This is a genomic window from Methylobacterium sp. P3_A11, from assembly GCF_056403155.1.
Window position 1 is genome coordinate 1 of record NZ_JBFUGA010000069.1, and the last position, 13,874, is coordinate 13,874.

General features: G+C 68.5%; 12 protein-coding genes. 6 read left to right on the top strand and 6 right to left on the bottom strand.

Going from position 1 to position 13,874, the window contains the following annotated elements:
• Window positions 1–470: ABC transporter substrate binding protein (locus AC1DXK_RS20255; RefSeq protein ID WP_477298812.1), on the top strand; the 470-nt coding region annotated here is incomplete at its 5' end.
• Here the strand turns inward: AC1DXK_RS20255 and AC1DXK_RS20260 are convergent.
• Window positions 427–816: a hypothetical protein gene (locus AC1DXK_RS20260; RefSeq protein ID WP_457105587.1), complete on the bottom strand. Its 390-nt coding sequence runs from the start codon at window positions 814–816 to the stop codon at window positions 427–429. The two genes, AC1DXK_RS20255 and AC1DXK_RS20260, sit on opposite strands and share 44 nt — an antisense overlap.
• 520 nt (window positions 817–1,336) lie before the next feature.
• Here AC1DXK_RS20260 and AC1DXK_RS20265 point away from each other — a divergent pair.
• Both AC1DXK_RS20265 and AC1DXK_RS20270 read left to right on the top strand, forming a co-directional pair.
• Window positions 1,337–2,329, top strand: coding sequence for a threo-3-hydroxy-L-aspartate ammonia-lyase (locus AC1DXK_RS20265; protein WP_477298814.1), 993 nt, complete (start codon window positions 1,337–1,339; stop codon window positions 2,327–2,329).
• A gap of 122 nt (window positions 2,330–2,451) precedes the next feature.
• A complete protein-coding gene (locus tag AC1DXK_RS20270; RefSeq protein ID WP_457105585.1) occupies window positions 2,452–2,829 on the top strand; it encodes a HesB/IscA family protein in 378 nt (125 codons plus the stop codon).
• Window positions 2,830–3,068: 239 nt separating this feature from the next.
• Here AC1DXK_RS20270 and AC1DXK_RS20275 read toward each other — a convergent pair whose 3' ends face one another.
• The 3 genes from AC1DXK_RS20275 to AC1DXK_RS20285 form a co-directional block, all read right to left on the bottom strand.
• Window positions 3,069–4,127, bottom strand: coding sequence for a GGDEF domain-containing protein (locus AC1DXK_RS20275; protein WP_457105584.1), 1,059 nt, complete (start codon window positions 4,125–4,127; stop codon window positions 3,069–3,071).
• A 101-nt stretch (window positions 4,128–4,228) separates the two neighbouring features.
• Entirely contained in the window at window positions 4,229–5,740 is a 1,512-nt protein-coding gene (locus AC1DXK_RS20280; RefSeq protein WP_457105583.1) for a DEAD/DEAH box helicase, read from the bottom strand.
• Between the two features lie 208 nt (window positions 5,741–5,948).
• Window positions 5,949–6,278 carry a hypothetical protein gene (locus tag AC1DXK_RS20285; RefSeq protein WP_477298817.1) on the bottom strand — a complete coding sequence of 110 codons (330 nt, stop codon included), beginning with the start codon at window positions 6,276–6,278 and terminating at the stop codon, window positions 5,949–5,951.
• 412 nt (window positions 6,279–6,690) lie between these two features.
• On the opposite strand from AC1DXK_RS20285, the gene AC1DXK_RS20290 reads away from it, so the two are divergent.
• Window positions 6,691–7,557: an outer membrane protein gene (locus AC1DXK_RS20290; protein WP_477298819.1), complete on the top strand. Its 867-nt coding sequence runs from the start codon at window positions 6,691–6,693 to the stop codon at window positions 7,555–7,557.
• A gap of 195 nt (window positions 7,558–7,752) precedes the next feature.
• On the top strand, window positions 7,753–8,247 hold the full coding sequence (locus AC1DXK_RS20295; protein ID WP_457105580.1) for a PRC-barrel domain-containing protein: 495 nt from the start codon (window positions 7,753–7,755) through the stop codon (window positions 8,245–8,247).
• A 74-nt stretch (window positions 8,248–8,321) separates the two neighbouring features.
• On the opposite strand, the gene parE is transcribed toward AC1DXK_RS20295, so the two are convergent.
• Window positions 8,322–10,394: a DNA topoisomerase IV subunit B gene (gene parE / locus AC1DXK_RS20300; RefSeq protein ID WP_457105579.1), complete on the bottom strand. Its 2,073-nt coding sequence runs from the start codon at window positions 10,392–10,394 to the stop codon at window positions 8,322–8,324.
• A 359-nt stretch (window positions 10,395–10,753) separates the two neighbouring features.
• Here parE and AC1DXK_RS20305 point away from each other — a divergent pair, with 359 nt between their 5' ends.
• Window positions 10,754–10,942 (top strand): hypothetical protein, encoded by a 189-nt coding sequence (locus tag AC1DXK_RS20305; RefSeq protein WP_457105578.1) that lies wholly within the window; start codon window positions 10,754–10,756, stop codon window positions 10,940–10,942.
• Window positions 10,943–11,049: 107 nt separating this feature from the next.
• Here AC1DXK_RS20305 and topA read toward each other — a convergent pair whose 3' ends face one another.
• A complete protein-coding gene (gene topA, locus AC1DXK_RS20310) occupies window positions 11,050–13,734 on the bottom strand; it encodes a type I DNA topoisomerase (RefSeq protein WP_457105577.1) in 2,685 nt (894 codons plus the stop codon).
• Window positions 13,735–13,874: the final 140 nt, after the last annotated feature.

Consider the following 13,874-nt stretch of genomic DNA (forward strand, 5'->3'; position numbering starts at 1 on the left):
CCACATGGACGACAGCAGTTGGCCTTGGGGTCGAGGCTGCGGCTCTGAAGATAGGCGTGGAACTGATTGGACCGCCCGTTGAAAATCCTCACGGCGAGGCYGAATACACCAAGGCTTTCTCCGAAGCGTCGAAGCGGGCGGATGCCATATTGGTGAGTAGCGCGGCTGAAAACCGCACATACGGAGAACTCATAGTCAAGCTGGCGCAGGATAATCGAATTCCCACTCTATATCCATACCGCGCCTACGTTGACGAAGGTGGTCTCATGGCTCACGACCTGGATATCGCAGATATTTGGACCCGAGCCGCAGATCAAATTGCCTGGATATTCAGAGGCGATAAGCCTGGAGATATACCGATATATCAACCAAGACAATATCATTTTGTCATCAATATGAGAGCGGCGAAGGCCATAGGATTCGAATTCAAGCAAAATCTGGTCGCCATGGCCGATGAAGTGATCGACTAGTAGGGCAGCCAATGACGACCTCGAAATCGATGCCTCCGTGCTCATCGGCAGCGTCCCATTCACCGCCATCCACAACGCGGACGCCGAAGCACAGGGGCCAATCCAGCCAATCCGCCGCTTTCATCCGATCGTAATCTTCGCCCGCATCCGTGAACGCACGGTCGAAGGCCAACTGGAGCCCGGCATAGCCGAATATGATGGGGACCGGGCCGTGCTCAAAATTGACCGTCGACAGTTCGACGGCGTTTGCCTGGATCTGTCTCTTCGGGTTCAGTAATCCATGCGCATAATGCCCAGGATCAGGTTCGATCCTGGCGTAGAGCAACGGTTCGATGGCGTGTCTCACGAACACCCATTGATCCCTGGGCCACGATCTGTGCCTACCTCGATCCTTCGTCGTTCGCACTTGATGAGGATAGGCGTAAAATCCTCGGCAAGGTCTCGCAGGCTGTTCTTTAGCCGGGCCATGATGGTGTGCGAGTGCATCCCGGGGCTGCAGCACAAACCCGCCTCGGCACCGATGGGAGAAAATAAGGGTGCCGTTCCCCGCATTGGATCTGCTGCGCCTCCCGGGATTTCAGCCGCTCTCGTCCGACCTATCCCGCTGCGAACCGTCTCCTCAGGGAGACGCTGTTTCCGGTAGAAGCTCGTATAGATTATTAACCTCGACGATGATCTGAGACATTTACTCTGGGCTGCATCTTTCATCGTGAAGTGCCGTAGTGATGCCGCCCCCCAGCGTTCCTGCGGAGATATGCCGCGAACGGGCGAATGGCTTCGCTTGCCCGCGTGAATCGGCAGGATGCGCCCGGCCCGAAACCTCCGTATGAGACAGCCGCAGGGGATTCGAGCGAGGCGCGACCACGATGCAGGGCGAACACGTCGAGGCGACCAGCGCCCTTCCCACCTACGCCGACGTGGCGCGCGCGGCGGAGCGCATCGCGGGCGTGGCGCACCGCACGCCGTTCCTGACGTCCCGCACCGCCGACGCGATGACCGGCGCAAAGCTGTTCTTCAAGGCGGAGAACCTGCAGCGGGCCGGTGCCTTCAAGTTCCGCGGCGCCTACAACGCGATCAGCGCCCTGCCGGAGGCGGCCCGCGCCCGGGGGGTGATCACCTATTCCTCCGGCAACCACGCCCAGGCGATCGCCCTGGCGAGCCGGCTTCTCGGCACGCCAGCCACAATCATCATGCCGGGCGACGCGCCGGCTGCGAAGATCGCGGCCACCCGCGGCTACGGCGCCGAGGTGGTCCTGTACGACCGCTACACCCAGGACCGTGAGGCATTGGGCCGGGAGATCGGGCAGGCGCGCGGCCTGACGCTGATCCCGCCCTTCAACCACCCCGACGTCATCGCCGGGCAGGGGACTCTGGCCCAGGAGCTGATCGAGACGGCGGGTCCCCTCGACGTGCTGGTGGCCTGCCTCGGTGGCGGCGGCCAGCTCGCGGGCTGCGCGCTCGCCGCCGCCGCCCTGTCCCCGGGCTGCCGGGTGATCGGCGTCGAGCCGGAGGCCGGCAATGACGGCCAGCGCTCGTTCCGCGAGGGCCGGATCGTCACGATCCCGGTACCCCGCACCATCGCCGACGGGGCGCAATCGACGGCGCTCGGCGACCTCACCTTCGCGATTATCCGTGCGCAGGTGTCCGAGATCCTCACCGTCACCGACGCGCAGCTCGTCGAAACCATGCGGTTCTTCGCGAGCCGGATGAAGCTCGTCGTCGAGCCGACGGGCTGCCTCGCGGCCGCCGCGGTGCTGAACGGCTTGGTGGATGTGACGGACAAGCGTGTCGGCGTGGTGATCAGCGGCGGCAATGTCGATCTCGCGGCCTTCGCGCGCCTGACCGGCGATGCGGCCTGAGGCGGCGATTGCCGGGGCGGTGTGACCCGGGCGCGGTGGACCGGGCTTCACCCAATGCTTATCTTAGGCCTGTCAGAATGCGCGTCCCCGGGCCTTGAACCCGGATGGGCGGGAGGGTGACGATGTCCGCTAGCTTCAAGGTTCTCTCGCTGACCGATCGTGCCGCCGATCGGATCAAGGCGATCATGGCGGAGGCCGACCGGCCGATCGCCGGTCTCCGCGTCGGCGTCCGGAACGGCGGCTGTGCCGGGATGTCCTACACGATGGAATATGCCGAGGCGGTCAAGCCCGGCGAGGACGTGGTCGAGGATCGCGGCGTGCGCGTGTTCGTCGACCCGAAAGCGGTGCTGTTCCTCCTCGGCACCGAGATGGACTTCACCACCAACAAGCTGGCGTCTCAGTTCGTGTTCAACAATCCGAACCAGACCTCGGCCTGCGGCTGCGGGGAGTCGGTGGCGATCACGCCGGTCTCCGCGGACCGCCTGGCCGCGCCGGCCTGAGAGAATTCCCGAGGGGCGTCCGCCGCTGAGCGGGCGCGGCCTCGGCACGCTCCGGTTCGCGACGGGCGATAGCCGCTCGGACGTATCGGGCGCATCGCCCCGGCGGGAATGGGGCTCGCGCGCCGCATCCGGCAAAGACGGCCTCGTGCCGCGGATGGCGGGCTTGCCGCCGATGAGCGGCGGACGCTCCCGGCGGGACAATCCGCAGACCCGGCAGAGACCGCGTCTGCGAAGCCCGCCTACGCCACCTGCGACAACGACTCGGACGTGTCGTCGAAGGCGCGGTTGCGGCCCGCGCGCTTGGCCGCGAACATGCATAGGTCGGCCCGCTCCATCAGCGAGGCCGGCGTGTCGCCCGGGCGCAGCACCGCAACGCCGAGGGAAATCGTGATCTTACCGAGCGACTCGCCGGTCGAGCGCTTCACCAGTTCGCGACCCATGACACTGGCGCGAACCGTCTCGGCCACCTGCTTGGCCGCGGTCCGTTCGACCCCGGGGAGGATGATGCCGAACTCCTCGCCGCCGAACCGGGCCAGCTGCGCCTGCTTCCCGGCATTCTCCCGCATCACGATCGCCACGAGCCGCAGGACCTGATCGCCCGTGAGATGGCCGTACAGGTCGTTGAAGCGCTTGAAGAAGTCGATGTCGAGGATGATCAGGCTCATCGGGGTGGTGCGCGCCCGCGCGGCCTCCATGGCCGCCTTGAGGCTTTCCTCGAAATGCTTGCGGTTGGCCAGGCCGGTCAGGGCGTCGGTCAAGCTCTCGCGCCGGGTCGCCTCCAGCTTCTCGCGCAGGGTCTCGATCTCGGTGCGGGTCTCGCGCATGCGCGCTTCAAGGATCCGGTTGTTGGCGGCAACCTCCCGGGTCGTCGCGACCAGCGTCGCGACGATTTCGCCGAACCGAGCCCGGCTCGGAAGGCCCTGCGAGAGGTCCTGGGCCACGCCGCGCAGCGACTCGCTGTACTGTGCCGTCGAGCCCAGCGACAGGTCCAGGATCTCCGTCACCGCCGCGATCTCGCCGAGCACCACGCGGCTGACGTCGTCGGTCGTGCTCGCGAGACGCCGCCCGTCGAGATAGGTCTCGTGCAGGTCGTCGATATCGCCTTCGGTGAGGCAGCCGTTCTGGGTGGTGAGGCGCTTCACCGCGTCGGTGAGGAGCGGCAGCTCCCCCGACACGTAGCCGTACCACACCGCGTAGGCACGCGGCGTCGCGGAGGGGCCGTAATCGCGGATCAGATCGTGGCTGCGCTTCGCCAGGGCGAAGCTGCGATCGCGGTCCGAATAGGTCTCCTGGCTCATCCGTATCCCGTGGTCCGGGGCGACCGACGCGCCTGCGCCGCAGCCCTGACCTGATATACGACTGTCTGGTAGCCGGACAGTTAAGCCCGAAGGGACCTTTGTTACTTCTCCTTCTTCGCCAAGACTGGTCGAAGCAAGAAAGCCGGGACGTGCGCGCCCAGGCCGACCGGCGTATCCCCGTCCGCCTCGATCCGGCGCCCACGCTCCTCGCGCCCGGCCTCGCCGCCGCGTGACGTCGCGCGGCTGTCGGGGCGCCGCTCGGTACGCGCCTCGGGACGGCTTTCCGGGCGGCTCTCGGATCGCGGCGCGGCCGATCCAGCGCGGCTGGCCCGCGCCTTCGAGCGCTCGCGGGGTGCTGCCTCGGCATCTCCGGTGCTCTTGACGCCCCGGGCGGTGCCGGCCTTCGTGGAGCGCGGACCGCGCCGGCTCTCGCCCGACCGGCCGCGGTGACGCGTGGCGGTATCGCCGGACGACTCGGCCACCGTCGTCAGATCGCCGTCCAGCCAGGGCACCGGCTGGCCGATCAGCGCTTCGATGGCGCCGAGGGAGCGGGTATCCTCGGGAGCGACCAGCGTGAAGGCCGCGCCGCTCCGGCCGGCGCGACCGGTGCGGCCGATCCGGTGGACGTAATCCTCTGGGTGATGCGGCACGTCGAAGTTGAAGACGTGGCTGACCGCAGGGATGTCGAGGCCGCGCGCCGCCACGTCGCTGGCCACCAGGAGGGCGGTCTCGCCGTTGCGGAACGCATCCAGGGCCGCGGTGCGCGCCCGCTGGTCCATATCGCCGTGGAGGGCGGCGGCGTCGAAGCCGTGGCTGACCAGCGACTTCTGCAGCAGCGCGACGTCGCGCTTGCGGTTGCAGAAGATGATGCCGTTCTTGAGTTCCGCCTCGCCGCGGATCAAGTCCCTCAGGCGCTCGCGCTTGGCATGCCCCTCTGCGCCGGTCGCGACCAGGCGCTGGGTGATGGTCGTGGCCGTCGAGGCGGGACGAGCGACCTCGACCCGCTGGGGATTGTGCAGGAACATGTCCGCCAGCCGCTCGATCTCAGGCGGCATGGTCGCGGAGAAGAATAGGGTCTGCCGGGTGAACGGCACCATTTTGACGATGCGCTCGATATCGGGAATGAACCCCATGTCGAGCATGCGGTCGGCTTCGTCGATGACCAGCAGCTCCACGCCGGTGAGCAGGAGCTTGCCGCGCTCGAAATGATCGAGGAGGCGGCCCGGCGTGGCGATCAGCACGTCCGTGCCGCGCATCAGCTTGGCATCCTGATCGGCGAAGGACACGCCGCCGATGATCAGCGCGACGTTGAGCTTGTGGTTGGTGCCGTAGCGATCAAAATTCTCGACCACCTGGGCGGCCAGTTCGCGCGTCGGCTCCAGGATCAGCGTGCGCGGCATCCGGGCGCGGGCGCGGCCGTTCTCCAAGAGGGTCAGCATCGGCAGCGTGAAGGCCGCAGTCTTACCGGTGCCGGTCTGGGCGATGCCGAGGACGTCGCGGCGTGCCAGCACATGGGGGATGGCCTCGGCCTGGATCGGCGTCGGCTCGGTGTAACCCGCCGCTTCGACGGCGTTCAGGACTTTCTCGCTCAGTCCCAGGTCGGAAAAAGGCATTTGCGTTCAGGAACCGTTGCGCGCCCGGCCGGCGCGAAGGACACCGTCGCGGCAACGGCTGGGAAAGGCTCACGCGGGGCGATCGGACGCTCCCGGGGCCGCGGGGCGCGTGGTTTCTGTCAGTTAGGGCCTTGGCGCGACTTGTCAATCTCGCAATGTCGGCGAGACGCTATCACACACAAGGGATCCGCCGCCAAATTCCGCGTGATCAGGGCCGAAGCGGGTCGGTCGCGGGGAGCCCGCAGGGGTCAAGGCGGGTGACCCGGGCGGAGGCGATGGCACCCGTCGTCTCGGGATCGCTCAACGACGTCGCGGTCGCGAGGGCGACCACGTCCGGCCGGTTCAGGCGCGCGAGCTGGTAGGCGACGATCACGCCCACGATTCCGACGATCCCGGCCATGCGGAGCGCCCAGGGGAGGGGGCCGGCGGTCCTGCCCGACCGGACACGGGCCTCCCGCCGGACAGGGAGGTCGGGGACGGCGTCCGGCGCCCGGCGCTTGCCGAAGGTCGTCCGGCTCCGGTCGTCAGGGCTTTGCATGGACGGCTGTCTCCGCCGGGTGGGGGCCGGCTCTCATCCCAGAACCATCGGAGAACAGGGTTAACCGACCGCTTACGACGGCCCCGCACCGCGGCGAAAGTTGTGCCGGAATAAAACGCCTCCCTCTTTCTGCCCCTTCGGAGACATTGAATGATCTCGGGCAGGCCGCGGGGGCGTTTCAGAATATGCATGACCCGCAACTCAGGTAGTCGCCCTCGCTTTTCCAGGTGTCCCGACGGCATCCCAGACCGCAATCGAGGCGGCTGCTCGAGCAGAGGGTCTGTTAGTCTTCATCTTTCGTTGACGGGATCGACCTAGTCTGAGGAGGCTTGTTGCAGGAAAGCGACAGACCCGCCATCCGAGAGCGCCTAGAAGGCTGCCGGCTCAAGCTAACCCCAGGACCGACACCATCATGAAGAAGCTTCTCCTCGCATCCACCGTCCTCGCCGGCCTGACTGCCGCGGCGTCCGCCGCCGACCTGCCGCGCCGCGCCGCGCCGCCGCCGGTGTTCACGCCGGTGCCGGTGTTCACCTGGACCGGCTTCTACGTCGGTGTGAACGCCGGCTACGGCTTCGACGCCAGCAGCCGCAACACCAGCAACTACGCCCTGCCGGCCGGCTCGCTGATCAACTCGCCCGGCACCGCCGGCGTCGTCAGCGTCAACAACCGCAGCAACAACGACGGCTTCTCGGGCGGCGCCCAGATCGGCTACAACTACCAGTTCACGCCGGGCTCCGGTGTCGTGATCGGCTTCGAGGCCGACGCCCAGTACGTCGACTTCGCCCGCCGCGCCAACGCCACTCAGAACTACGCCTTCGGCGGCACCACCGGCATCGCCTTCGCTCCCCCGCGCGCCTTCGTCGCCACCAGCGGCAACGGCCTCGACTACTTCGGCACCGTGCGTGGCCGCCTCGGCTACGCCTTCGACCGCACCCTCGTGTACGGCACCGGCGGCTTCGCCTACGGCTCGGGCCAGGACGACCAGAACTTCGCTGGCAACCGCTTCCGCGACAGCTTCCGCACCGGCTGGGCCGCCGGCGGCGGCGTCGAGTACGCTCTGCCCACCGACTCGTTCCTGAACTTCTTCCGCTCCTCGGCCGTCACGCTGAAGGTCGAAGGCCTGTACGTCAGCCTCGACCGTCAGAAGAACTCGGCCGGCGGCCTGTTCTACGGCAACCTGCTGGCCCCGAACGGCACCGCCTACCTCAACGGCGCCGCCGCCAAGACCGAGTTCGCCGTCGTCCGCGCCGGCCTGAACTACAAGTTCGGCTCGTACTAAGATCGAACGGCGGAGCCGGCACGACCGGCTCTGTGCGGTGGAAGGGCTCGGCCGGAAGGCCGAGCCCTTTCGCATGTTCGGGCCTCCGGCCGGGTGCGACAGGGGAAGCCGGAACCGTCGTCGCGGCCCGGGATTGAGATCGCGGCGCCCCGGAGACATCCGACGCAGGGACCGGGCGCTCGGGAGCGATCCGCGATGCGAAGCCGAGTTCTTCTTCTGTCCCTCGCAGCCCTCTGTCTGGCGAACGCACCGGCCGGTGCGCAGGACGCGACCGTGATCGGCAAGGGTACGGTCCTGCCGGGCACGGGGCCGGGCACCTCCACGGACGGCAAAGGGACCGGCCGGCTGATGGAGGCGGCGAGCGCCGAGGAAGCCGCCAAGCGTCAGGGGCTCAAGCCCGTCGCCTTCCTGGCCACCAAGATGATCGGCGTGCCGGTGCGCAACGCCGCCGGCGACAGCGTCGGTAAGATCGACGACCTTCTGATCACCGATGGCGGAATACTGAAGGCGGTGGTGATCGACGTCGGCGGGTTCCTCGGCCTCGGCAGCAAGGTCATCGCGGTGGAGCCCGGAGCCGTGGTCCTGCGGCCCGGCGGCGAGCGGTACTCGGCGATCCTCACCCTGAGCACCGACACGGTGGCGGCCGCCCAACCCTTCGACCCGGCCAAGGCGCTCGCCGCGCCGCGATAGGCTGCCGACGCCGTCGCAGCCTCTCGCGCAGGCCCACCGCCCGGCGCGACAGGAGCCGCGCCGATGCCGCGTTCTCAGATGTCGAGATCGGCCCCCTCGGCGAAGGCCGCGCGCTCGCTGATGAAGGCGAAGCGCGCCTCCGGCTTGTTGCCCATCAGGCGCTCGACCGTGTCGCCAGTGGATTCCCGGGCCTCGTCCAAGACCGCGACGCGCAGGAGCGTGCGCTTCTTCGGGTCCATGGTGGTCTCCTTGAGCTGGGCCGGCATCATCTCACCCAGGCCCTTGAACCGCCCGATCTCGACCTTGCCGCCCTTGAACACCGTCTTGGTGATCCGCTCCCGGTCCGCGTCGTCGCGGGCATAGGCCACCTTCGAGCCCTGCTGCAGCCGGTAGAGCGGCGGGATCGCGAGGTAGAGGTGCCCGCGGTCGATCAGCTTCGGCATCTGCCGGTAGAAGAAGGTGATCAGCAGCGAGGCGATGTGGGCGCCGTCGACGTCGGCGTCCGTCATGATGATCACCTTGTCGTAGCGCAGGTCCGCCTCGCGGAACGCCGTGCCGGTGCCGCAGCCGAGCGCCAGGGTGAGGTCCGAGATCAACTGGTTGGCGCCGAGCTTGTCCCGGCTCGCCGAGGCGACGTTGAGGATCTTGCCGCGCAAGGGGAGGATCGCCTGGGTCGCCCGGTCGCGGGCCTGCTTGGCCGAGCCGCCGGCGGAATCGCCCTCGACGATGAAGATCTCGGAGCCGGCAGTGCCGGCGGCCGAGCAGTCGGCGAGCTTGCCGGGCAGGCGGAGCTTGCGGGTCGCGCTCTTGCGGGCGACCTCCTTCTCCTGGCGCCGGCGCAGGCGCTCCTCGGCCCGGTCGATCACCCAGTCGAGAACCTTGTTGGCCTGGGCCGGGGAGGCGGCGAGCCAATGATCGAAGGCGTCGCGCACCGCCGTCTCGACGATGCGCTGCGCCTCGACGGTGGCGAGCTTGTCCTTGGTCTGGCCCTGGAACTCGGGCTCCCGGATGAAGACCGACAGCATCGACGCACAGGTCGCCATGACGTCGTCGGTGGTGACGGCGGTCATGCGCTTGGCCTGGTTCACCCGCTCGGCATGCTCGCGCAGGCCCCGCAGCAGGGCGACCCGCAGGCCGGCCTCGTGGGTGCCGCCCTCCGGCGTCGGGATCGTGTTGCAGTAGGAATGCGAGAACCCGTCCTCGGTGACCATCCAGGCCACCGCCCATTCCAGCGACCCGTGCGAGCCCGGCTTGGTGATCTTGCCGGCGAACATCGCCTCCGTGACCAGGTCCTTGCCGTCGATGTCCCGGGCGAGATAGTCGCGCAGGCCGTCGGGGAAGCGGTGAACGGCCTCCGCCGGTACGCCCTCCAGCCCCTCGAGGAGGGCGGGGGCGCAGCGCCAGCGGATCTCGACGCCGCCGAACAGGTAGGCCTTCGAGCGCGCCATCTTGAACAGGCGGCGCGGGTCGAACTTCAGCGAGCCGAAGATCTGCGCGTCGGGGTGGAAGCGGACCCGGGTGCCGCGCCGGTTCTGCACCCGGCCCACCAGTTCCAGGGACCCCTGCGCATGGCCGCGCGAGAAGGTCTGGCGGTAGAGGGTCTGGTTGCGCGCCACCTCGACCTCAAGCAGGTCGGAGAGCGCGTTCACCACGGAGATGCCGACGCCGTGGAGGCCGCCCGAGGTCTCGTAGACCTTCGAGTCGAACTTACCGCCGGCGTGCAGCGTGGTCATGATGACCTCCAGCGCCGACTTGCCGGGGAATTTCGGATGCGGGTCGACCGGGATGCCGCGGCCGTTGTCGGTGACCACGAGGGCGCCGGTCTCCTCCAGCTCCACCTCGATGAAGCTGGCGTGGCCCGCCACCGCCTCGTCCATGGAATTGTCGATCACCTCGGCGAAGAGGTGGTGCAGCGCCCGCTCGTCGGTGCCGCCGATATACATGCCGGGGCGGCGCCGGACCGGCTCCAACCCCTCCAGCACCTCGATATCGGAGGCCGTGTAGCCGGAATCGGGCTCGGCCGCGGCCAGCGCCGTCACCGAGGCCGTGGCGTCCAGGCGCCGGCGCGGCTCCGGCGCGCGAGACGGAGATGCCGGGGCGGCCGCCTTGCCGCCCGGCCCGAACAGGTCGCGGGCCGGATCGCTCACGCGCGGCCCCCGCGGACGCGCCGCATCGGCCGGCTCGGATTCCCGCAGACGGTTCTGGGATCGTGATGCATGCGCCTTCATCCCCGCACGATAGCGGAACAAATCATAAACATCAAAGCCGTTCGCCCTCGGGCGACGTGACCGCACCATCGCATGCTGCGCCGCCGCGAGCGAGAGCCCGAGGGCTATCGAGTCCCGGCCGGGCAGGGCCGTCCGTCATCACGACGTTGCACAACGATGGGTTAAGGCTTTCCCGTGACCCGCCCGTCCGGCACCCAAAGGCCGCCACCGGAACGGAACGGGACGATCGACGTTGGTGGCGCAGATTAATCTTGACCGTGGTCAGGGAGGCGCAGTCCATGAGCGATGCCGCGATCGAGGCCCGCCGCCTGACGTTGATCCGCTTCGAGCACGCGGCCGGTGCTGCCTTCGGCTGCGACGACGATGCCGCCGGTATGCCCCCCGGCCGAGCCCTTGTGAATTCCACCACGATCGCCCTGGCGACCTTCGCGACGGCCCTGGCGGCGACCATCACGTATCTGGTCTGAGCCGCCGGGCGAGGCTTTCTGCGCAGGCAGAATACGCCCGGTCGCCGCGTCGGCGCGCCCGGGCTCGGCCACCTTTCAGACACGGAGAGCACCGATGACCGAGGGCGTCAGCCGGCGCCCGTCTTCTTCGCCGGGGCCTTCTTCGCCGCAGGCTTCTTCGCAGCCGTCTTCTTGGCCGCCGGCTTGTCGCCGCTCGCAGCGCGCGCGGATGTCTTGCGAACCGCCCCGCGCTTGGCCGGCTTACCGCCGCCCGAGGCCCGCTTGGCGTTGACCAGGGCGATGGCCTCGTCGAGCGTCAGCGCCTCGGCGTTCATGGTCTTCGGCAGCGTGGCGTTCACCTCGCCGTCGGTGACGTAGGGCCCGTACTTGCCGGCCTTGACCACGAGGTCGCGCCCGCTCGCCGCGTCCGTGCCGAGCGGCCGGCCGGGATCGGCGGCCGGACGGCCGCGACCGCCGCCCTGCTCCTTGGCGACGATCAGGTCGATGGCGCGGTTGCCGCCGATCTCCAGCACGTCGTCGTCCTTGCCGAGGTTGGCGTAGGTCTTCCCGTGCTGCACGTAGGGTCCGAAGCGGCCGAGATTGGCCAGGATCGGCTCGCCGGTCTCGGGGTGGCGCGCCACCTCGCGGGGCAGCGCCAGCAGCGCCAGCCCCTTCTCCAGATCCACCGCCGAGGGGCTGAGCCCCTTCGGCAGCGACGAGCGCTTCGGCTTCTCCGCACCCTTCTCGGTGGAGGCCTCGCCGAGTTGCAGGAACGGCCCGAACCGGCCGTCGCGGAGCGTCACCGGCAGGCCGGTCTTGGGATCGTTGCCGAGCACCCGCACGCCGGGCTGGCCACCCTCGGCCGAGGAGCCGTCCCCTTCGCCGTCGACGCCCGAGGCCGAGAGCTGGCGGGTGTACTTGCATTCCGGGTAGTTCGAGCAGCCGATGAAGGCCCCGAACTTGCCGAGTTTCAGCGACAGCTGTCCGGTCCCGCAGACCGTGCAGGTCCGCGGGTTCGCGCCGTCGCCCCGGTCGGGGAAGATGTGCGGCCCGAGCAGACCGTTCAGCGCCTCCAGCACGTCGGTGACGCGCAGCTCCTTGGTCTCGCCGATCGCCGCGGAGAAATCGCGCCAGAAGTCGCGCAGCACCGACCGCCAGTCGATCTCGGCGTTGGAGACGCGGTCGAGCTGCTCCTCCAGGTCGGCCGTGAAATCGTACTCGACGTAGCGCCGGAAGAAGCTCTCCAGGAAGCCCGTGACGAGCCGCCCCTTATCCTCCGGCTGCAGCCGCTTCTTTTCGATTTTGACGTATTCGCGATCCCGCAGGGTTTGGAGGACAGCGGCGTAGGTCGAGGGCCGGCCGATGCCGAGCTCTTCCATGCGCTTCACGAGGCTCGCCTCGGAATAGCGCGGCGGCGGCTCGGTGAAGTGCTGGGTCGAGCTGATCCGCTCGCGGGTGAGCGGGTCGCCGGCCTTCATCGGCGGCAGGCGGCGGCTCTCCTCGTCCTCCTCGTCGTCCTTGCCCTCCTGGTAGAGGGTCAGGAAGCCGTCGAACTTCACCACCTGGCCGGTGGCGCGCAGGTCGATCTGACGGGGGCCGACCTTCGCGGTGACGTCCACGGTGGTCCGCTCCAGCTCGGCCGATTCCATCTGGCTCGCCATGGTGCGGGTCCAGATCAGGTCGTAGAGCTTGGCCTGCTCGGGCTCCAAGTGCCGTGCCACCGCCTTCGGCAGGCGGCCCATGTCGGTCGGCCGCACCGCCTCGTGGGCCTCCTGGGCGTTCTTGGCCTTGACGCTGTACTTGCGCGGCACGTCGGGCACGTAGCGGTCGCCGAACTCCTTGCCGATCACCCGGCGGGCGTCCTGGATCGCCTCCGGCGCCATGTCGACGCCGTCGGTCCGCATGTAGGTGATGATGCCGACCGTCTCGCCGCCGACATCGACGCCCTCGTAGAGGCGCTGGGCGACCCGCATGGTCTGGGCCGGCGCCATCCCGAGTTTTCGCGAGGCCTCCTGCTGCAGGGTCGAGGTCGTGAACGGCGGCTGCGGGTGGCGCTTGGCGGGCTTCGCCTCGACGCTCGCCACATGGAAGGTCGCGAGTTCCAGGTCGCGCTTGAAGGCGGCCGCCTTGTCGCCGGAGCCGACGTCAAGGCGCTGGATCCGCTTGCCGTCGGCGCCCACGAGGCGGGCCTCGAATATCGCGCCGTCGGCGGTCGTCAGCGTGGCGATGAGCGTCCAGTACTCGCGCGGCTTGAACCGCTCGATCTCCATCTCGCGCTCGACGACGAGGCGGAGCGCCACCGACTGCACGCGCCCGGCCGAGCGGGCGCCCGGGAGCTTGCGCCACAGGACCGGCGACAGGTTGAAGCCGACGAGGTAGTCGAGCGCCCGGCGCGCCAGATAGGCGTCGACCAGCGCCTGGTCGATCTCCCGCGGCTTGCGCATCGCCGCCTCGACCGAGGCTTTGGTGATGGCGTTGAAGGTCACGCGCTCGACCGGGATGCCCTTGAGGGCCTTTCGGGCGGTGAGCGCCTCCAGCACGTGCCAGGAGATCGCCTCGCCCTCACGGTCGGGGTCGGTGGCGAGGATCAGCCTGTCGGCGCCTTTGACCGCCTTGGCGATCTCGGAGACCCGGCTCGCCCCGCGGTCGGCCAGCTCCCAGACCATGTGGAAATCCTGTTCGGGATCCACGGAGCCGTCCTTGGCCGGCAGGTCTCGGATATGCCCGAAGGAGGCGATGACTTCATAGTCGCGGCCGAGATACTTATTGATAGTCTTGGCTTTGGCCGGCGACTCGACGACGACGACTTTCATTCAGACCTCTGCCCCTGACGGGACCTGAGCGCGACGGACGAATTCTGATCGCAATTCGCGTGGGACATGAGCCCGCCGTCGGGCCGGGGCCGCGCGCCGGGGACAAGTGGGTCACGGGCGGCGGGTTGTCAAATGGGGTC